This window comes from Pseudomonas sp. NPDC078700 (genome assembly GCF_044542375.1).
Lineage (GTDB): Bacteria > Pseudomonadota > Gammaproteobacteria > Pseudomonadales > Pseudomonadaceae > Aquipseudomonas.
Genome location: NZ_JBITUI010000002.1, coordinates 113,137 through 133,581 on the forward strand (window position 1 = coordinate 113,137; position 20,445 = coordinate 133,581).

19 protein-coding genes are annotated in these 20,445 nt (G+C 53.3%); 7 read left to right on the forward strand and 12 right to left on the reverse strand.

Annotated elements, in window-relative coordinates; translation table 11 throughout:
* From siaC to modA, 6 genes are all read right to left on the reverse strand, one after another.
* Window positions 1–381: a biofilm regulation phosphoprotein SiaC gene (siaC, locus tag ACIGCM_RS06380; protein WP_397501210.1), complete on the reverse strand. Its 381-nt coding sequence runs from the start codon at window positions 379–381 to the stop codon at window positions 1–3.
* Between the two features lie 23 nt (window positions 382–404).
* Window positions 405–947 carry a biofilm regulation protein kinase SiaB gene (siaB, locus tag ACIGCM_RS06385; protein ID WP_397501211.1) on the reverse strand — a complete coding sequence of 181 codons (543 nt, stop codon included), beginning with the start codon at window positions 945–947 and terminating at the stop codon, window positions 405–407.
* Between the two features lie 85 nt (window positions 948–1,032).
* The gene (gene siaA / locus ACIGCM_RS06390) at window positions 1,033–3,009 is read right to left on the reverse strand and encodes a biofilm regulation protein phosphatase SiaA (RefSeq protein ID WP_397501212.1); all 1,977 of its coding nucleotides are present in this window, start codon (window positions 3,007–3,009) and stop codon (window positions 1,033–1,035) included.
* A 276-nt stretch (window positions 3,010–3,285) separates the two neighbouring features.
* A complete protein-coding gene (gene modC, locus ACIGCM_RS06395) occupies window positions 3,286–4,419 on the reverse strand; it encodes a molybdenum ABC transporter ATP-binding protein (protein ID WP_397501213.1) in 1,134 nt (377 codons plus the stop codon).
* Window positions 4,416–5,099 carry a molybdate ABC transporter permease subunit gene (gene modB, locus ACIGCM_RS06400; protein ID WP_397501214.1) on the reverse strand — a complete coding sequence of 228 codons (684 nt, stop codon included), beginning with the start codon at window positions 5,097–5,099 and terminating at the stop codon, window positions 4,416–4,418. Before modB ends, modC begins: the two co-directional genes overlap by 4 nt.
* 16 nt (window positions 5,100–5,115) lie before the next feature.
* Entirely contained in the window at window positions 5,116–5,874 is a 759-nt protein-coding gene (modA, locus tag ACIGCM_RS06405) for a molybdate ABC transporter substrate-binding protein (RefSeq protein ID WP_397501215.1), read from the reverse strand.
* A gap of 401 nt (window positions 5,875–6,275) precedes the next feature.
* On the opposite strand from modA, the gene ACIGCM_RS06410 reads away from it, so the two are divergent.
* The 7 genes from ACIGCM_RS06410 (at window position 6,276) to ACIGCM_RS06440 (ending at window position 15,223) form a co-directional block, all read left to right on the forward strand.
* Window positions 6,276–7,880: an inorganic phosphate transporter gene (locus ACIGCM_RS06410; protein ID WP_397501216.1), complete on the forward strand. Its 1,605-nt coding sequence runs from the start codon at window positions 6,276–6,278 to the stop codon at window positions 7,878–7,880.
* Window positions 7,881–7,905: 25 nt separating this feature from the next.
* A complete protein-coding gene (ppk2, locus tag ACIGCM_RS06415; RefSeq protein WP_397501217.1) occupies window positions 7,906–8,829 on the forward strand; it encodes a polyphosphate kinase 2 in 924 nt (307 codons plus the stop codon).
* 107 nt (window positions 8,830–8,936) lie between these two features.
* Window positions 8,937–10,295, forward strand: a complete 1,359-nt coding sequence (chrA, locus tag ACIGCM_RS06420) for a chromate efflux transporter (RefSeq protein WP_397501218.1) — start codon at window positions 8,937–8,939, stop codon at window positions 10,293–10,295.
* A gap of 101 nt (window positions 10,296–10,396) precedes the next feature.
* Entirely contained in the window at window positions 10,397–10,873 is a 477-nt protein-coding gene (locus ACIGCM_RS06425) for a chalcone isomerase family protein (RefSeq protein ID WP_397501219.1), read from the forward strand.
* A 331-nt stretch (window positions 10,874–11,204) separates the two neighbouring features.
* On the forward strand, window positions 11,205–12,392 hold the full coding sequence (gene desA / locus ACIGCM_RS06430; RefSeq protein WP_397501220.1) for a delta-9 fatty acid desaturase DesA: 1,188 nt from the start codon (window positions 11,205–11,207) through the stop codon (window positions 12,390–12,392).
* A 122-nt stretch (window positions 12,393–12,514) separates the two neighbouring features.
* On the forward strand, window positions 12,515–13,486 hold the full coding sequence (locus ACIGCM_RS06435) for a diguanylate cyclase (RefSeq protein WP_397501221.1): 972 nt from the start codon (window positions 12,515–12,517) through the stop codon (window positions 13,484–13,486).
* A 474-nt stretch (window positions 13,487–13,960) separates the two neighbouring features.
* Window positions 13,961–15,223: an OprD family porin gene (locus ACIGCM_RS06440; protein ID WP_397501222.1), complete on the forward strand. Its 1,263-nt coding sequence runs from the start codon at window positions 13,961–13,963 to the stop codon at window positions 15,221–15,223.
* Window positions 15,224–15,296: 73 nt separating this feature from the next.
* Here the strand turns inward: ACIGCM_RS06440 and aguA are convergent, their stop codons facing one another.
* From aguA to ACIGCM_RS06470, 6 genes are all read right to left on the reverse strand, one after another.
* Window positions 15,297–16,403, reverse strand: coding sequence for an agmatine deiminase (gene aguA, locus ACIGCM_RS06445; protein ID WP_397501223.1), 1,107 nt, complete (start codon window positions 16,401–16,403; stop codon window positions 15,297–15,299).
* An 80-nt stretch (window positions 16,404–16,483) separates the two neighbouring features.
* The gene (aguB, locus tag ACIGCM_RS06450) at window positions 16,484–17,362 is read right to left on the reverse strand and encodes an N-carbamoylputrescine amidase (RefSeq protein ID WP_397501224.1); all 879 of its coding nucleotides are present in this window, start codon (window positions 17,360–17,362) and stop codon (window positions 16,484–16,486) included.
* Window positions 17,363–17,595: 233 nt separating this feature from the next.
* Complete coding sequence (locus tag ACIGCM_RS06455; RefSeq protein ID WP_397501225.1) at window positions 17,596–18,234, reverse strand: TetR/AcrR family transcriptional regulator; 639 nt, start codon at window positions 18,232–18,234, stop codon at window positions 17,596–17,598.
* 82 nt (window positions 18,235–18,316) lie between these two features.
* Window positions 18,317–18,820, reverse strand: a complete 504-nt coding sequence (locus ACIGCM_RS06460; RefSeq protein ID WP_397501226.1) for a TPM domain-containing protein — start codon at window positions 18,818–18,820, stop codon at window positions 18,317–18,319.
* Window positions 18,820–19,680 carry a TPM domain-containing protein gene (locus ACIGCM_RS06465; protein ID WP_397501227.1) on the reverse strand — a complete coding sequence of 287 codons (861 nt, stop codon included), beginning with the start codon at window positions 19,678–19,680 and terminating at the stop codon, window positions 18,820–18,822. Before ACIGCM_RS06465 ends, ACIGCM_RS06460 begins: the two co-directional genes overlap by 1 nt.
* A gap of 1 nt (window position 19,681) precedes the next feature.
* Complete coding sequence (locus ACIGCM_RS06470; RefSeq protein WP_397501228.1) at window positions 19,682–20,293, reverse strand: LemA family protein; 612 nt, start codon at window positions 20,291–20,293, stop codon at window positions 19,682–19,684.
* Between the last annotated feature and the right edge of the window lie 152 nt (window positions 20,294–20,445).

Genomic DNA, 20,445 nt, shown 5'->3' on the forward strand with positions numbered 1-20,445 from the left:
CTACTCGTCTAACGTGCTGATAGTGAACGCAAATGTGCAGTCTTCCCGGAACTCTTCGGCGAGTTCTGCAACCCGCTCATTACGGCTGTCATAGAGCCAGGTGACACTGACTTCCCGGCCCTGATTATGCGCATCTTCAAGCAGATCAAAGATGTCCATCATGGCTTTGATCGAGCTGGTATTGAGGTACAGCAGCTTGAGTTGCAGGGCCAGAGGGCGAGGTTCTTGTTCAAGAAAGCGCTCGACCCACTGAATGACCTGGTCGTACAGCTCAAACGAGTTCTCAGGATAGGAATCGCCTTGCATTGCCAGCACGCCAGTTTGCCAGTCACCTTGGATGGCCGGTGTAGATTGTGTGCTAGCGATATTTAGTTCGCTCATGGTTTTACTCTCAATGTCCTTATTTAAATGACCGCACTAAGGCTGAAAAAGGCTCTACCATCTTCTTGTTCTCGCAAGCTGGTACGCATTGGCGCGCTGGATTTACGGGCAATATCCAACAAACCAAGGCCAGCGCCACTACTGGCGCCTTCTTCACGCGGTTTACGTAGTTGCTCTTTATAAGCCACTTTGAGCTGAGCTTTGTCTAGCGTAGATAACCGAGCGACAAAGTCGACTAGCTCTTGACCATCTTCATGCGCCACTAAGTTGCCTGCCGATACTACATAGCGGCCCTCATCGTCCCGCGAAATAGCTACGGTAGCAGAGGCGTCTTGGTCACTAAACCCTTTCTGAGTTGCATAATGCCTGATGTTTTGCGTCATCTCGATGTAAACCGCAAATACATCCATGGCTGCCGAAGGCTTGGCTTGCTCGGCCTGCATGTAATTACGCAGGGCGTTGCCAATCTCTTCGATCAGGCTGCGTGATATCGGGCCGTTGAAGCAAAGCATCACCCGTTGGCGATTGTAGATTTCCCGCATTGCAAGTAGGTCTAGCGATTCCATAAGCGCCCTTGTTCTTGTCTGTGCTTGTGAACATAAGGGGCGCTTATCGACCCACCCCTGTCTACCCAGCTTTTCAATGTTCCCGTTAGCTGTTCTGATCGACGCGAAAAGACAGCACGGTTATGTCATCGCGTTGCGGTTGTTCGCCTTGGTATTCTGCGAGTTTTGTCGCAAAAAGCGCCGCCTGCTCTGCCAGTGGTAATTGCGCATGCTTTTTCAGCATAGCGGTGAAACGCCTGTTGCCAAAGCCGAATCCGTGTTCGCCGCCCGCTTGGTCGAGGAAGCCGTCGGTGCACATGTAATAGGTCCAGCCGGGCATCAAGGTCAGCTCGGTGTTTTGGTATTCACCTTGGCGCTTGTCACCCAGGGCTCTGCGGCCACCGTGCAACTCTTCAATGGCCATGCCATCGGTTGCAAACAGCCCAATCTTGGCCCCAGCAAATAATAGTTTGTTGTGGCCAGGGCAAACCCAGACCAAACCTGCATCAGTATTGGTGGCCAGTGCCCGCGACAGCTGCGCGTCTCCGAGCATGCCCCGCAGTGCGAGGTCGGTTTCTCGCAAAATAGCAGCCGGGTCATCCGCACCCGCAACGCCAATTGCGTGGTCAATTGCGGCCCGGGCGAGCATGGTCATTAATGCGCCTGGCACACCATGGCCGGCACAGTCGAAGACGCCGAGCAGATAGCCTTCGGAGTGTTCGCGGTAGACATAGAAGTCACCGCCGACCGTATCGCGAGGTTGCCAAAGAACAAACTGCTGCTGGCCCAGCGCTGCATTAAGTTGCCGGTCTGGCAGAATTGCGCGCTGGATCAAGCTGGCGTAGTCGATTGAGTCATCAATTTTCTTATGCGCAGCAACCATCTCCCGGTTGGCCTGTTCCAGCGCCTGGGTGCGCTCCTGGACTTTGCCTTCAAGTTGGCGAGTGTGTTGGCGTACTTGGTCAGCCATGCTCGAAAAGGCTTGTGTCAGCTCGCCAATTTCATCGTCGCGGGCCTCGGGCATTGGCTCTTCATAGTGGCCCGCAGCAATGGCCAAGGCTGATCGGCGTAGCCCCATGATCGGCCTCACTACCAGGCTTTCCACCGCGTAGGCGAACCCCAGCAACAACACACCCAGCAGGGCGACAAAACTGATCAGCAGCAGCCACAGCCAGCGGCTGTCGACGACATTGGCGGCCTGGAGGTCAACCGAGGTCATGACATACCACTTAAGGGGTTCGATGTAGGCCAGTGCCAATAGCCGCGGTTTGCCTTTCACCATGGCATCCATGGTTTTGACCCGGTTGGGCTCGGTTTGCGCCTGTAGCATCATTTGGCGCAACAATTGACGGTCGTCTCGATTGCTCAGGTATTCGAATATATCGGTGCCGTTTGATGCCGTGTCGTTGGTGGGTTGCGCCTGAATTATGCCGTCGTGGTTAAACAGCATGGGCGTGATGCCGGGTTCAGTTCTGGCAAACAGTTCATCGATGAAGGGTTTGAGGCTTAATTCGCTGCCAGTGATACCGAGGAGTTTGTTCTGTGCATTGCGAACACGCACGTTGAAACGGATCTTGTTGGCATTATGCTTTTCGTCGAGCTCAATGCTTAAGCTGTAGTCCGTGGGGTCATCACGCAGGGCAAAGTACCACGCATCTTTAGGGTCGTTTTTGCTGAGGGTATAACGGCGAATCTGACTGACAGGGCTGCCTTCATCATTGCGATAAAGGTGCAGTGATGAGTCGGCAATGACGAAGTAGGATTTATCCAGAAAATCACTGCGAAAGCCTTCCGCTTCATCAAAAAAACGGGTTCGTTGTACCGAGCTGCCTTCGTTTTGCAGCCATTGACGTGTGCCTAGGGAGTTAGCCAAGCGCTTTGATAGCGCCAACTCACGGCTCAACGGTGCGGCGATCTGCTGGCGATGGAGGAGGGTGAAGTTCCGAGCGTAGGCATCGCCAAAATGCCCGCGTATGTCGCCAAGCGCACGCCAGCCGAAAAGGGCTGCTGGAACTAATGCGATTGCACAGGCCAGCAAAACTGCGAGCGCAGACTTACCCCGTAATCCCCATTTTACAGCCATACCCTATGCCCTTTAGCTACGAGGCCTGCCTGGCCTTACGTATTTTTAGTAGTGTGTTCTGTATGGCAGTCGACAGGCAATTATAGAGACGGCCCGTTGGCCGATTATGCCTGCCTAAGTGACGTGGTTCACAGATAAACGATGTAGTTTGGCAGAATTCAGGCAAAACAAGGATTGGATTCCTTGTGCTTAGCCTTACTCGGTGAATGCAAAGTGCCACTATCTTGGGCTGTCAGCCATGAGTACGGATAAAAATGCGCGTAGCTGGCAGTGTCGCTACTCGTTGCTGAGCAACGATACCGATTTGATTTGCAGCCAAACCTGCTGACCTGCCATGAGCTTTAGTTTGTCGAACGAGTAGCGGGTAATTCGCGCCACAATCTGTTCATTACCCACCGCTGCATGGACCAGCACCTGAGCGTGATCCAGGGCGGCAACAGTGCTGATTATTTGCGCAGAGATCAGGTTAAGGATGCTGCTGTCATGGGCTTTTTCTAAGTTGATGCTGACATCTCGCGCTTTGATCTTAACCCTGACTGGCTGACCATTGCGCAGCATCGAATGAGGTAACTTGAGGGTGCTGTCACTGCCGTTTAAACGAATGCTCAGCAGCTTGTACTTGTCATCATAGTCGCTGACGAGGCCATCAACCACCGCTTCGGCGTCGGCTTCAAAAATAAAGGGTAAGTCGTCACGAATCAGTGTTTGCTTGAGCGGTCCTGCAGCTTGCACTTGGCCCTCTTCGAGAACCACCAAGTGATCAGCCAGGCGGCCAATTTCATCTGCACTATGGCTCACGTAGATGACTGGAATCTGCAGTTCAGCATGCAGGCGTTCCAGGTACGGCAGCACTTCAGATTTACGCTTGGGGTCAAGTGCAGCCAAGGGTTCATCCATCAATAGCAACTTGGGGCTACACAGCAGTGCGCGGGCGATTGCCACGCGTTGACGTTCGCCGCCTGAAAGCCTGTCAGGCATGCGCTCGAGTAAGTGGCCGATTCCGAGCAAGTCAACCGCCTGCTGCAGTGGCACCTTGCGTTGTTCCCGTGGTATGCGTTTTAAACCGTATAGAAGATTGCCTTGCACACTCAGGTGCGGGAACAAATTAGCCTCTTGAAATACATAGCCAATTGCCCGTTTATGGGGCGGTACGAACACACCGGTCTGGCTGTCTTGCCAGACCTCGCCGTTGACCTTCAGGTAACCGACCTCAGGTTTCTCCAACCCGGCAAAGCAGCGCAAACAACTGGTTTTACCTGAACCTGAGTGACCAAAAAAGCCGCTAATGCCTTTGCCGGGCAGTTGCAGGTCAACTTCCAGGTTAAAGCTGCTGTGGGTAAGTTTGAAACGTGCCTCGATAGGTGGGAAGCCTGAATGTTCGGATTCACCCAACGCCGAATGACGGCTCATGATTGCCAGCCTTGTTTTGTCTGGCGACTCGAGTACAGCGCGAGCAGTACCACAAAGGAGAACAGCAGCATGCCGCCTGCCAGCCAATGCGCTTGGGTGTATTGAAGGATTTCGACGTGATTGTAAATTTGCACCGAAACAACCTGAGTCTTGCCTGGGATATTGCCGCCAATCATCAGCACCACGCCAAACTCACCGACGGTGTGGGCAAAGCCCAGAATCGATGCGGTGATAAAACCGGGGCGAGCCAAGGGTATGACCACAGAGAAAAATGTATCCAACTTGCTTGCCCGCAATGTTGCAGCGGCTTCAAGGGGAGCGTTGCCAATCGCCTCAAAGGCATTCTGCAGCGGCTGTACAACAAAGGGCAGGGAGTAGAACGCCGAGCCGATCACCAGGCCGGTGAAGCTGAATGTCAAAATTCCCAGTCCCAGGCTTTCGGTTACTTGGCCAATAAAACCATTAGGGCCAAGCATAATCAGTAAGTAAAAACCTATAACGGTGGGTGGTAATACCAGCGGCAAAGCGACGATGGCGCCAATGGGGCGCTTGAGCCATGAGCTTGTACGGGCTAGCCACCAAGCGATGGGCGTGCCGATAAGCAGCAATATCACAGTGGTGAGCGATGCCAGTTCAAGGGTTAGCCAAATGGCGCTTAAGTCGTCTTTGCTCAGGGGCATTACGTAGGCTCAGCCGTTAAATTTTATAGCCATAAGACTTGATGATCGCCTGGGCTTTAGGGCCTTTCAGGTAATCTGTCAGGGCTTTGGCTGCTGGGTTATTTGCACCTTTCTTAAGGATCAATGCGTCTTGCTTAATCGGTTGGTAGTAAGACTCTGGCACCAGCCAAGCTGACCCACCGGTGATTTTGCCATCTTTATACACTTGCGACAGCGCAACAAAACCTAGCTCAGCATTGCCAGTGGAAACGAATTGCAGGGCTTGGGTGATGCTTTGGCCTTCAACAATCTTGCCTTTGAGGCGATCGGTCAGCCCAAGTTTATCCATGGTCTCAGATGCTGCACGACCATAGGGCGCAGCCTTGGGGTTGGCCATCGACAGGTGTTTGAACTCATTTTTCTTGAGTACCGCGCCTTGATCATCCACGTAACCCGGTTTGGCTGACCACAGCACCAAGGCGCCGGTGGCGTAGGTGAAACGTGAGCCCGCGACGCTATTGCCCGCTTGTTCCAGCTTGGCTGGGGTGGTGTCATCGGCGCTGAAAAATACTTCAAATGGCGCGCCGTTATTGATCTGCGCGAACAATTGTCCGGTCGCCCCGAAGGAAGGCACAACGGTGTTGCCTGTGTCTTGCTCAAATGCTACTGCGATGGCTTTCAGCGGTGCAGTGAAGTTAGCGGCTACAGCGACATTGACCTCCCCGGCGAGGGCGTGTGTGCTGAATGCGCCAGTAACAAGGATGGCGCAGAGCGCTTTGAGGTGATGGCAGAACATGGATCTCTCCTTGATGGGTTAGCTGTAGCTATCGGTATATTTTTTTGTATATAGCGCTAAATGGATTTTTACCCAAAGTTCTTTCGGAATTAGCAGGCGACTGCATAGTGGTAAAAGCTGACTTTCAAGTCAATAAATAATTTTACACCTAACCGGCAGTCATTGAGCTTGGGAAAACGCTAGATGGCCGTGGCTTAGGATATATCGCTATATTTAAAAATATACAGCGATTTTCAAGCTGAACCTCAGATTATTTCAAGTGAAAGTACGCCCCGTTGGGCGTTTTCAACGCATCGTTATTCTCTATGCTTCATCAGTTTGTCATCTCAAGGTGAATAAATTATCAGCCACAACGACCTCCCCATAATGGGGCTCAGGCGCTTCAGTCTGGAGGGATACAAATGGCTGGCTCTTCAACATCAAGTAGCGTTATCGCTACTCCGGCAGGTGGTATCTCGAAAATCAGTTTGGTCTTCGCCGCCATGCTGGTGGCTGTAACCTTGTACTTTATGGTCTGGGGACTTGAGTACACCCACAGTAATTACGCGTTTTTATTTATTCTGGCGACGTTGTTCGGCATCTTTATGGCCTTCAACATCGGCGGTAACGATGTCGCCAACTCCTTTGGTACCAGTGTCGGTGCGGGTACTCTGACGATTCGTCAGGCATTGCTGGTAGCGGCGGTATTTGAGGTCAGCGGTGCGGTCATCGCGGGCGGTGAAGTGACCTCAACCATCCGCGGCGGCATCGTGGATTTGGGCGCGATGGCGGTATCGCCGATGGATTTCGTCTACATCATGATGTCGGCGTTAATCGCGGCAGGCGTTTGGCTACTGTATGCCACTAAGAAGGGCTACCCAGTTTCAACTACGCATTCAATTATCGGTGCAATTGTCGGTAGCTCGATTGCCTTGGGCGTTTTGATGAATGGCACAGCGTCGGCTCTGGCTCTGGTGCAGTGGGACAAAATCGGTCAGATCGCCATTTCTTGGGTGCTTTCGCCGCTACTGGGTGGCGCTGTGGCGTATCTGCTGTACTCGCAGATTACAAAATACATCCTCACATACAACGATGAAGCTGAAAGCCAGATAAAGCAGATCCGCGAGGAGAAGCGTGACCACAAACGCCGCCACAAGGAAGCGTTTGAACGCCTCTCAGAGATCCAGAAGATCTCCTATACCCAGTCAATGGCGCGTGACATGCAAGTGGTCAATGACCGAGATTTTCAAGCGGAAGATCTAGAGTCAGATTACTACCGTGACCTGCAGGAAATCGAGAACAAGCGCGGTCAGTTGCGTACCCATAATGCCCTGGAAACCTGGGTGCCGATGATTGCTGCGGTCGGCGCGGTGGTTATCTCTTCGATGCTGCTGTTCAAGGGCTTGAAGAACATGCACCTGGGGCTCAGTACGCTTAACAGTTACCTCATCATGGTGATGATTGGTGCACTGGTTTGGCTGGCCACCTTTATCTTTGCCAAAACCCTCAAGGCGCAATCGCTGGGCCGGGCAACCTTCGTCATGTTCAGTTGGATGCAGGTGTTTACCGCCTGCGGCTTTGCCTTTAGCCATGGCTCCAACGACATTGCCAATGCCATCGGCCCTTTCGTGGCGATCCTGGAAGTGCTGCGCACGGGAGCCATTGGTTCTGAAGCCGCGATTCCGCCAGCGGCAATGATCACCTTCGGTGTCGCTTTGATTGCAGGCTTGTGGTTTATCGGCAAAGAAGTGATCCAAACCGTCGGCCACAATCTCACCGCGTTGCATCCTGCCTCGGGCTTTTCCGCTGAGTTGGCTGCCGCAGCCGTGGTGATGCTGGCATCGGTAATGGGCTTGCCGGTATCGAGCACACACATATTGATTGGTGCGGTGCTGGGCATTGGCTTGGTAAACCGGCAAACCAACTGGGGGCTCATGAAGCCTATCGCGCTGGCTTGGGTGATCACCTTGCCTGCCGCTGCTGTGCTTGCCGCAGTGGCCTTCATTGCCCTGCGCAGCATCTTCTGATGCTGGCCAAACCTGAGGATCTGTCATGACCGACAACGCCAATCTGGAATTCGCTGAGCAAGCGGCGCGCTTACATGCCGATATCCTTGATAGCTTTGATGAAGAGCTTGAATTGGAGTTTGACGATGTGCGTCTCGACCCGTTGCTCAAAGAGCTGGGACACGAGGCACCGGCCGGCATGGACCGACGAGTGTACCTGCGCGAACTGCTGCGCTTGCAGTCAGAACTGGTCAAGTTGCAGGAGTGGGTTGTCGAGCAAAAACTCAAGGTTGTGGTGCTGTTTGAAGGCCGTGATGCAGCAGGCAAGGGTGGGGCGATCAAACGCATTACCCAGCGCCTGAATCCGCGGGTATGCCGCGTTGCAGCCTTGCCAGCGCCGAGTGAGCGCGAACGCAGTCAATGGTATTTCCAGCGTTACACAGCGCATTTGCCCGCCGCCGGTGAAATGGTTCTGTTCGACCGCAGTTGGTATAACCGCGCAGGTGTTGAGCGGGTGATGGGTTTTTGTAATGACGCCGAGTATGAGGAGTTCTACCGCAGTGTTCCTGAGTTTGAGCGCATGCTGATTCGCTCGGGAATCATCTTAGTTAAATACTGGTTCTCTATCACCGATGACGAGCAATACCGACGGTTCTTGATGCGTATCCATGACCCGCTTAAACAGTGGAAGTTGTCGCCCATGGACTTGGAGTCACGCCGCCGCTGGGAAGACTACACCCGAGCCAAGGAAGAAATGCTCAGCCGTACCCATACTGAACAAGCGCCTTGGTGGATCGTCGAGGCGGACGACAAAAAACGCGCCCGGCTCAACTGCATTCAACATCTGCTGACGCAAATTCCCTACGGCCAAACCAAACAGCCAGCGGTCGTACTACCAGCCCGGGTCTTTAATGCCGACTATCTGCGTGCCCCGGTTCCGCAAGAGATGCTCGTACCACAGGTCTACTAAGCTGCTCCTTGTGCTTTAAGCCATTGGCATTGACTGATAAAACCACGGCGTACTGCAGTGGTTTTATTTTTTGCCTTGATCAGCGAATGCATTTCATCAGTGGCCCTATGTCCTCCACATCCCGAACAACACATGCGCCCAAATCTGTAAGCCTGCTTGAGGCGTTCGGCTTCTGGCTGAAGCTAGGGTTGATTAGCTTTGGTGGTCCAGCCGGGCAGATTTCAATCATGCATGAAGAACTGGTGGTGCGCCGTCGCTGGCTGTCTGAGCGGCGTTTTTTGCATGCCCTTAACTACTGCATGATGCTGCCGGGGCCAGAGGCGCAACAGTTGGCGACCTATATCGGCTGGTTAATGCATCGCACCTGGGGCGGGGTAATTGCGGGCGCACTGTTTCTTCTGCCGTCGCTCGTTGTTTTGATCCTGTTGTCCTGGTTATACATTGCCTTTGGCGACTTGCCGTTGATTGCGGGGTTGTTCTACGGGATCAAGCCTGCAGTTACTGCGATAGTGATCCAGGCGACCTATCGGATCGGTTCGAGAACCCTGACAAATCCAGCACTTTGGTTGATCGCTGTCGCGGCGTTTGTGGCGATTTTTGCGCTGAATGTTGCGTTCCCGGTGATCATTTTAGGCGCGGCGATTGTTGGCTATTTTGCGGGGCGCAATTGGCCGCACTGGTTTAGTGGCAAGCGCAGTGATAACAAGACTCAGCCGGAGGGTTTGAGTGCGTTGATTGATGATCACACTCCCACACCGCTGCATGCGCGCTTTCGACTGGCGGGTTTAATCAAGCTGGCTGTTATTGGCGCCTTGCTGTGGCTGCTTCCGATTACGCTGCTGACCACCCTATATGGTTGGGACGGCACATTGACGCAAATGGCGTGGTTTTTCACCAAGGCCGCACTGCTGACCTTCGGTGGCGCCTACGCGGTGTTGCCTTATGTCTATCAAGGTGCCATTGCGCAGTATGGCTGGTTGACTCCCGCGCAGATGATCGACGGGCTGGCGCTGGGTGAAACCACACCGGGGCCATTGATTATGGTGGTTGCTTTCGTCGGTTTTGTCGGGGCCTATGTGCAGCAGGTATTCGGCGCGCAGCAGTTGTTCCTGGGCGGGGCTGTGGCGGCGATATTGGTCAGTTGGTTTACCTTTCTGCCCTCATTTATATTTATTCTTGCCGGTGGACCCTTGGTAGAGTCGACCCACAATCAACTGGGTTTTACCGCGCCACTCACTGCAATTACAGCCGCAGTGGTTGGGGTGATCCTCAACCTTGCGCTGTTTTTTGCCTATCACGTACTTTGGCCACAGGGCTTGAATGCCGCGTTTGACTGGCCATCGGCATTAATCGCCTTTGCTGCCTCTGTGGCGTTACTGCGTTATAAGCGTGGTGTCATCCAGGTCATTGCGCTGAGCGCCTGCTGTGGTTTGCTGATCTATTTACTTCGGCTCAGTAACCTCTGAAAACTATTGCGCTAGGTTTCTCAGCGGTTAAATTCATCACGAGGATGTTCATGACGATTGCCCACCCCTGTCGGGTTCTATGGCTAGTCTGCTGTCTATCCATGATTCCGTTCACCGCAACAGCCGATTGGCGCAGTGTGTTGGCCGATACCAAGCTGGTTGGCCAAGGGGATTTGCGCATTTGGGGGTTTCGCATCTACACCGCTCGGCTGTGGAGTGCTTATCAGCCCTTTGATAGCAGTAGACCCTTTGCGCTCGAGTTGACTTATCACCGCGATATCAGTCGTGATCAATTTGTCGATGCCAGTCTCGATGAAATCCGTCGTACATCAGGCGAGCAGGTCAGCAAGGCGCAGTTGCAGGCATGGGGCGATGAGATGCAGCGGGCATTTGTTGATATAAAAGCGGGGCAGCGCATAACCGGAGTGAACCTGGGTGAGCGCTGTCAGTTCTATGTCGACGGCCGTCTGCACTATGAGGTGCGCGATCGCGCATTTGCCAAGGCATTTTTCGCCATATGGTTAGACCCGAAAACCCGTGATTCAGGGCTGCGAGAGCAGTTGCTCGGCAACGGTTGAGCAATATTCGACAAAGCGCTGGTTTTCGCACGATCGATGCCCAGTTCGACCTAAACAGCCCTATAAGCCTTGTTTTCTCAGAATTAAACCGCATATCAATATGACCGGCTGTCTACTTAGGGGCTGCCTGCAAGCTTGGCTAAAAGGCTTCTAAACCGGTGGTTTCAGACAGGTTTACGGCCTGGGCAAGCCAAGCAGCGGCGCGGCTAGCTGTCTCGTAACATTCATATGCAAAAGTCCGTCTGGTTTTCTGCATTAAGATAGACATAATGCAGCACGGTGATAATTCCAATGACACCGTGTATTTACCTTCAGAGAGGTTCTCTAACGCATGTGGTACAACGGTATTCTCGACTTGTCGGTCTGGCAACTGATCGCGGTCACCCTGCTGATGACGCATATTACGATCGTCAGCGTAACGGTGTATCTCCACCGTTACTCCGCGCACCGTGCACTTGAGCTGCACCCGGCGCTTAAGCATTTTTTCCGTTTTTGGCTGTGGCTGACTACAGCGCAAAACACCCGCGAGTGGACGGCTATTCACCGTAAACATCATGCCAAGTGTGAAACCAAGGATGATCCGCACAGCCCAGTAATCAAAGGCCTGAGTACCGTATTGCGCACAGGTGCTGAGTTATACGCTGAAGAAGCCAAGAACCCGGAAACTCTGCGTATTTACGGTAAGAACTGCCCGGAAGACTGGATCGAGCGCAATCTCTATTCACGCTTCCGCCTAGGCGGCGTGGCGATTATGGCGATCATTGACCTCGCGCTGTTTGGTGCGGCCGGTATTACCGTTTGGGCTGTACAGATGATGTGGATCCCGGTTTGGGCGGCAGGCGTGATCAACGGTCTCGGCCATGCTGTTGGTTACCGTAACTTTGAATGCCGCGACGCTGCGACCAATCTGGTGCCTTGGGGTATTTTGATTGGTGGCGAAGAACTGCATAACAACCATCACACCTACCCGAACTCAGCCAAGCTATCGGTGCGCAAGTGGGAGTTCGACATGGGCTGGGCGTGGATCAAGCTGTTTAGCTTTTTCGGTCTGGCTAAGGTTCAACGTGTTGCACCGATTGCGCACCGTGTTGAAGGTAAGCACAGCCTTGATATGGATACCGCGATGGCGATTCTCAATAATCGCTTCCAGATCATGGCGCAGTACCGCAAGTTGGTGATCGCTCCGCTGGTTAAGCAAGAGCTTGCTAAGGCTGATGCCTCCGTGCGTGATCGCTTTCACCGGGCCAAGCGCCTACTTTCGCGTGAGACCAGCTTGCTCAATGATCATCACCAAGTACGCATTGATGCAATGCTTGAGCAGAGTCAGGCACTGAAAGTCATTTATGAAAAGCGTTTGGCGTTGCAAATGATCTGGGCCAAAACCAGTTCTAATGGCCACGAAATGCTCGAAGCCATCAAGCACTGGGTTCATGATGCAGAGGCCAGTGGTATTCAATCGCTGCGTGATTTTGCTGCGCAACTTAAAACGTATTCATTGCGACCTACCGCAAGCGTTTAAGTAGCACGTTCGTCGAAAAAGCCCGCAAAGTTGCGGGCTTTTTTCGATTTATTAGAACTAAATACTATGTGTCATCTCTTATCTAAGCATTTACTAGTACCAACCCATGCTAGGAATTACCCATGGATGAGCAGAGTCCGCTACCGTCAGAGCTTGAAGAGTTAACGCTTGCGTTGTTGCATAGCCGTTCAGAGGTCACGCGCTTGCGTGAGCGCGAGCAATTGATCAGCTCGCTGTTGGGCAGCATCAATGCCGTGGTCTGGGCGCTTGATTGGCACACGCAGAAAGTGATTTATGTCAGCCCGGCCTACGAGCGCGTATTTGGGCGTCCGGCCGCCTCGCTGATGGCGGATTATGGCGAATGGCGCAATTCGATCTACCCCGATGATGTCGAGTACGCCGCCAATAGCCTGGCCAAAGTGTTGCAGACCGGTGCTGTAGAGTCTCGCGAGTACCGCATCATTCGTGCGGATGGGCAACTGCGCTGGCTCAGCGACAAGTGTTTTATGGGCCGCCTGAGTCACGAAGGTGACGCAAAAATCGTTGTTGGCATCGCCGAGGACATCACTGAAAAGAAGCAGCTTGAAGGCGAGCTGCAGCGCTTGGCGACCACCGATGTGCTGACCGAAAGCAGTAATCGTCGACACTTCTTCGAGTGTGCTCAGCAAGAGTTCGAGCATGCCCGTAAGTTCGGGACGCCCCTATCGTTCTTGTTACTCGATATCGATAACTTCAAGCAAATCAACGACCAGTACGGTCATCAGGTTGGTGACCAAGTGCTGCGTAAGATGGCTGCTTGTGGCGTCTCGGTATTGCGCCGCGGTGATTTGTTTGGCCGCATCGGAGGCGAAGAGTTTGCGGCACTTTTCCCAGGCTGTGAAACCGCCTTGGCTAAGCAGATTGCCGAGCGTCTGCAGCGCGAGATCAAACAACTGAAATTCGGCCAGGGTGATACCCAGTTTGGTGTAACGGTCAGCCAGGGGTTGACCAGTATCAACAGCGCGGACATGAGTCTGGACACCTTGTTTGCGCGCGCAGACGAAGCAATGTACGCAGCCAAAAACCAGGGTAAAGACCGGATCGTTCTGGGTTAACCATCAAACCGATAACAAACACCGTCCGTTGGCGGTATTCCGCCTACTGGGTGTATAGACTCGGCGAAAAATTGCCCATAAATGTATCTTGTTAACCTCATGCTGTAAGAAAAATCACGATAACTACCTGTTTTTTAAGGATTTAATTAAATTTAAATTATTTGGCATAAAATCTGTAATGAAAGTCTCATAAGTGAGTCGGCGACCTGCGATCGGCTGACAATAAAAAATGAAGAGACCTGTGCCATGAAGACTTCCTGCCGTTCACAAAAAATGCTCTGCAACACATTAGTGCTCAGGCCCACACCCCTAATTCCCTGATTTCTAGACCCATCACTGACGCTTGATTGGCGCCCGTTCGGCTGCCTGGGCGTTGCTGTTTGGGCCTTGTGAAGAATTCGGCATGTGTGACGTCTTCGTCCTTGAATGGTGTGCGCGTGTTGATGTGTCCCTATAACGCTGGAGTAAATCATAATGAGAAAGACCTCCTTGGCGCTGGCTGTTACTGCCAGCACTTTGGGCTTGTCCTTGAGCCAAACTGCCCATGCTGAATTTCTGAAAGACAGCACGGCGACTCTTGAGGCGCGCAACTTCTACTTCAACCGTGATTTCCGTGACTCAGGTGCTCCTCAGTCGAAGTCTGAAGAGTGGGCTCAAGGCTTTATTCTGCGCGCGAACTCGGGCTATACCGATGGCACTGTAGGTTTTGGTGTTGATGCGATTGGTACCTTCGGTTTCAAGCTTGATTCCGGTGACGGCACCGCGGGGAGCGGTTTGCTGGTACCTGATCGCTCTTCGGGTGGCTCACAAGATAACTATTCAGGTCTGGCGGTTGCTGGTAAAGCCAAGATCTCCAAGACTGTATTGAAAGTCGGCAGCCTGCAGTACAAAAACCAGGCAATCGCTTCGAGCGATGGCCGTCTGTTGCCTCAGGTATTCAGTGGTGGTCAGCTGGTTTCCCAGGAAATCGAAGGTCTGACCCTTGATGCTGCGCACATTCGTGAAGTTAACAACCGTAACTCCAACGATTACGAAGACATCAGCGTAACCAGCGGCGGAACCCGTGGTATCGCGGTGACCGGTGGCAACACGACCGATTCCTTTGATTACATCGGCGGTACTTACAAGGTCACTAAAGAGCTGACTGCAGGCTACTACTATTCCAACCTGGAAGATTTCTACAAGCAGAACTCTTTCAACCTGGTGCATGTCTGGCCAGTTGCTGAAGGTCAGACGCTGAAAACTGACGTGCGTTATGCACACTCGACTGACGACGGTCGTAGCACCATCGATAACGATGCTTACGGCATCATGACCACCTACAGCGTTAGCGGTCACAGTTTCGGTCTGGGCTATCAGAGCATGACTGGCGACAGCGGCTTTGCTTATGTTGGCAATACCGATCCGTTCCTCGTCAACTATGTACAGATCAGCGATTTTGCCAACAAGGACGAAAAGTCCTGGCAAGCGCGTTATGACTACAACTTCGCCTCGATCGGCGTTCCTGGCCTGACATTCATGACCCGTTACCTGAACGGTGACAATGTGGATCAAGGCGTTGCTGGTGCTTCGGAAGGCAAAGAGTGGGAGCGCGACACCGAGTTGATGTACGTTTTCCAGGACGGCGCTCTGAAAAACCTGGGCGTGCGCTGGCGTAATGCGACTGTGCGTTCGAACTTTGCTAAAGACCTCGACGAAAACCGTCTGATCGTCAGCTACACACTGCCATTGCTCTAAGCATCTGCAGCGGTAGTCAGCAACAACAAAGCCCGGCTCTGGAAGCAGATGCCGGGCTTTTTATGGCCTGTTCTTAGCGCTTCTGAGGGGCAGGCTGCTGCTGGGTGATGCAATGGATGTTGCCGCCGCCGAGGAGGATCTCGCGGCCAGGCACCATCACCACGCGGTGTTCCGGGAAGACCCGGGCAAGAATCCCATGGGCTTCTTCGTCACGGGGGTCGTCAAAGCTCGGGGCTATGATGCCGCCGTTAACGATCAGGAAGTTCACGTAGGAGCCGGCAAGGCGTGATTCCGGGTGACGATCCTGCGAGCCATCAGCCAAATCAACACCCGCACACTCTTCATCGGTTGCGTACATTGGGCCCGGAATCGGCATCTTGTGCACAACCAGCTTGCGGCCTTTGGCGTCTGGCGTGGTTTCTAAGACGTGCATGGCTTTTTGGCAACGTGAGTAGTTCGGATTCTGCTCATCGTCGGTCCAGGCGAGCATGACTTCGCCGGGACGCACATAGCAGCAAAAGTTGTCGACGTGGCCATCGGTTTCGTCGTTGTACAGGCCATCTGGCAACCAGATGACCTTGTCGATTGCGAGGTGCTGGCCAAGCACCGACTCAATCTGTTCACGGGTCATATGTGGGTTGCGATTGTGGTTGAGTAGGCATTCTTCAGTGGTGATCAGCGTGCCTTCGCCATCGACGTGAATCGAGCCACCTTCCAACACAAAACCTTCGGTGCGATAGCGGGCGCAGCCTTCGATCTGCAGAACTTTACTGGCAACTTGGTCGTCACGGTTCCACGGGGAATACAGACCCCCATCAAAGCCGCCCCAGGCGTTGAACTGCCAGTCGACACCACGCACTTCGCCACTGGTGTTGGTGACAAAAGTAGGACCGGTATCGCGCACCCAGGCATCATCGGTGCTGATTTCAACCACGCGGATATTACGGTGATTCAAGCGTGCGCAGGCGTTTTCATATTGCTGCGCCGATACGCAAACTGTTACCGGCTCAAACTCAGCAATCGCTTTTGCCACCACGCTGAATGCCTGTTGCGCAGGCTTTCCACCTAAGCGCCAGTTGTCTGGGCGCTGTGGCCAGACCATCCAGGTTTTGCTGTGGGTTTCCCACTCGGCAGGCATACGAAAGCCATCCGCGCGAGGGTTGCTGCTTAATGTGCTCATCACAAGTACCTGCAAATAAACCGTAGAAAACACCTCTGCCTGGCCTTAAGCAGCGCTGGGCAAAGGTTAGAGTGAATTGTTTAAGACTCAAGTACACCGTCTAGGGTTTTCAGTGGGCCGTACAGGTTTGGACGGCGATCACGGAAGGAGCCCCAGGCGCTGCGAGTGTGTTCAAGTTTGTCGAGATCGAAGCTGTGAACCAATACACCTTCTTCGCTTTCGTCGAGCTCTTCAACTTTAGCGCCAAATTGATCGGCAATAAACGATGAGCCGTAAAACCTGATGTCATAGTCGCCTTGTTCTTCGCGACCAATACGGTTGCTGGCAACCAGGGGCATCAAGTTGGCACCGGCGTGGCCTTGTTGCACCCGCTGCCAGTGATCACGCGAAATAATGCTTGGGTCCTGTGGTTCACTGCCGATCGCCGTTGGATAAAACAAAATTTCGGCTCCGAGCAACGCCATGCTGCGCGCGCACTCAGGGAACCACTGATCCCAGCAAATACCCACACCGATTTTTGCATAGCGGGTATTCCAGACTTTGAAACCTGTGTCGCCGGGGTTGAAATAATATTTTTCATGATAGCCGGGGCCATCTGGAATGTGGCTTTTACGGTAGATGCCCAAGTTGCTGCCATCGGCATCGATAATCGCGATGCTATTGAAACGCGCACGTCCAGCCAATTCATAAAAGCTGATTGGCAATACCACTTGCAGCTCTTTGGCCAGCTTCTGAAAGTGAGCAATCGCTGGGTTGGCCTCAACGCTGGTTGCCAGTTGCAGGTAGTCGGCGTTGGGTTTCTGGCAGAAGTATGGCGTTTCGAACAGCTCCTGAATCAGGATGATCTGCGCACCTTTTGCGGCAGCTTCGCGCACCAGCTTTTCAGCGTTGGCGAGGTTGGCTGAGCGATCCCACGAGCAAGCCATTTGTGTGGCAGCGACGGTAACGGTACGTGACATTTAACACCTCGGGAAAACATTCAACGTTGTCATTGCAACCCTAATGGGCGATCTATTCGCAGGTCGGAGCAGCGTCGGTTGGTTTTGGATGAACTATTTATAGTCGATAAATATCCGTATTAGAAGTTATTTAATCTGAATATTTATGTTTATCCGTAATTTTTCCAGATAAATATCGGTATAAATAACCAGCCCAACGGCTCACGTTTGGCCTTTTTTCAGGTAGCGAGGGGCTACAGGGCGGTGGATCGTTTAGGCAGGCAGCTAGGCAGGTACAGGCCCAGATAAGCATCGAAGACACGCATGCCTTCTTCGGCAAGGCGCGGGCTGATATGACCCTTTAACTGAACAGAGCGCGCATACACGCGATCCCCCAACTCCATGGCCAGCGCGAACACGTCAATATCTTGAGGTAGGGGCGGCAGGGCAAAGTGCTTTTCGAACAGCTGTTGCATCAATTGGCCTAACTCGATGTCATGCTGGCGGTCGGCTTGGGTAATCTCGCTGAGTCCATGCTGCGCGAGAATCAGTTGGCGGGCGGCAGCATCCTCGGCGTAAATCGCCAGCATACGTTGTTCGACGATGGCCGAAAGGTCGTGCCAGGTGCGCAGTTGCTGATGATCAACAGGCGCTTGCAAGCAGGCCCTGAAGGCTGCATGAATATCTGCAGTTAGCGCTTCAAGCAAAGCGGGGACGCTGGTGAAGAAGTGGTAGACCGAAGAGGGCGGGATCTGCGCACGCTCTGCAACGCTATAGATCGAGAGGCTGGAAACGCCTTGTTCGGCAAGCAACTCACGGGCAACCCCAAGAATCGCAGAAATGCGGGCTTGGCTGCTGGCACGAGGTTTACGGGCAGTCGTGGGGCGCGGCATGGTGTGCTCAGGTCTAGAATGTTGGATATGAATCGGCCAGGCAGGCATTTAAGCTGCCCAGCCCTGAGTATGCAGGGGCAGATTACAGAATAATCGGCTTGTCGGGCAGCTCATTTGGGTTGCTTGCGCTTGGGTCTGCAAAGAATTGCCTGAGCAAACTGTGCACTTGGTCGATGGCTTCCAGGCTGCCTTGACGCCACAAGCCCTGGGCATAGTGCTCGCACATTCGTGAGCAGATGGCATCCCACTGTGCTTGTTCGACATAGCGTGAAATACCACGATCGGCGACAATTTCGACCCGCTGTTCGGCCAGCAGCAAATAAATCAAAATCCCGCTGTTATGCTCGGTATCCCATACGCCCTGCGCGGCGAAAACGTGCTCAGCACGCGAGCGTGAAGACATGCCAGCCAGCACATCGACAAAGGAAAGCCGCGCCTCTATGGCAAAGCGCACTTCGCCAATATGCTGCGCCTCACCCGAGCCTATGGCTTTACCGATTTCATCCAGCAGGGGCTTGGGAAAGCTGCGGCCCAGTTGAAACCAGCCGGAGAATAGATTGGCGAATACTCGTTTTATCACTGTCATCACCAGCTACCCGACGAACCGCCGCCTCCGAAACTACCACCACCGCCACTAAAGCCGCCGCCCCCTCCACCGAAACCGCCGCCACCAAAGCCACCCCCACCGTGCCCGGAGCCGCCACCCATGCTAATTGCACCGAAGGGCAGCAACATGATCATTGCACCAATCAACGCGCCGATTAGCGCGGCGCCCAGGGTGCCGATAATAAACGCACAAAGGATGCCAGTGATAACCCCGCCCAACCCCATGCGCAGCCACACCGGGAAGCTTCTGGCCATGGATCTTAAGAACATGGCAATGACCAGGCCAAACACGCCGATCTGTGAAAAGTCGACGTTGGACTGATTTTGTTCACGAGACGGTTCAGGCAGTGCTTCGCCATCAATTAACTGGGTCAGTGCATCAACCCCCGCGCTGATACCGCCAAAAAAGTCGCCCTGTTTAAAGCGCGATTCAATGTACTCACGCTGAATGCGTGCGGCAGCGGCATCGGGTATCGCACCTTCAAGGCCGTAACCGACTTCGATGCGGTCACGGCGGTCATCTTTGGCCACCAGCAGCAATAAGCCGTCATCAGTACCCTTGCGACCAATCTTGTTCGCTTCGGCAACCGCCAATGAATAACTCTCTATATCTTGTGGTGCAGTCGTGCTGACGATCAGGACTACAAGCTGCGCGCCTTTGCGTTTTTCCAGCTCAACAAGCTGCTGATCGAGCCGGTCGATCTGCTCGGTCGTCAGGGTGCCGGTTTGGTCGGTGACATGGCGCTTGAGCATTGGCACTTCGGCGGCGTGGGCTAAAACCGGCGCGAGTAATACCAGCGCCAGGCTTATGCGCTGAAACCAGCTGAAAAAACGGTTCATGCTATTGCGTTGCAGGCGCGTTGCTATTGCCAAAATCGACCTTTGGCGCAGTAGAAATTTCTTTCTCGTTTTCAACACTGAAATTCGGCTTCACCGAATAGCTCAGTACCATGGCCGTAAGGTTGTTCGGAAAGGTACGAATCAAGGTGTTGTATTGTTGAACGGCTTGCACGTAGCGGTTGCGCGCCACGGTGACACGGTTTTCAGTGCCTTCAAGTTGGGCTTGAAGATTCTGGAACAAACCATCGGCTTTCAAATCCGGGTAGCGCTCACTGACTACCATCAAACGCGACAGGGCGCTGGACAACTCGCCTTGAGCGGCTTGGAATTGCTGGAGTTTTTGCGGGTCGTTAAGTGAGTCCGCTGTGACCTGCACGCTGCCGACTTTGGCGCGGGCATTGGTCACTTCAACCAAGACTTTTTCTTCGTGCTGGGCATAACCCTTAACGGTATTTACCAGATTGGGGACCAGGTCAGCACGGCGTTGGTACTGGTTGATAACTTCAGACCATGCGGCCTTGACGGCTTCATCCTGACGTTGCATGTCGTTGTAGCCGCAACCACTGAGCACAGTTGTCAGCAGCATGAGCAGCAGTAGATGTGTCGTCTTCATAAGCGCTCCAGATCAATCCATTGTGGAGGATATTAGCCGTCAATCTTAGGTTGGGTAGGTTAGTTGCGTCAATAAATCGGCTTTTTAATGGCCAGTTGTCGGGTAACGCCCAAGGGGGCGCGTTTGCCCGACACGTTTCAGCTGATGAAAGC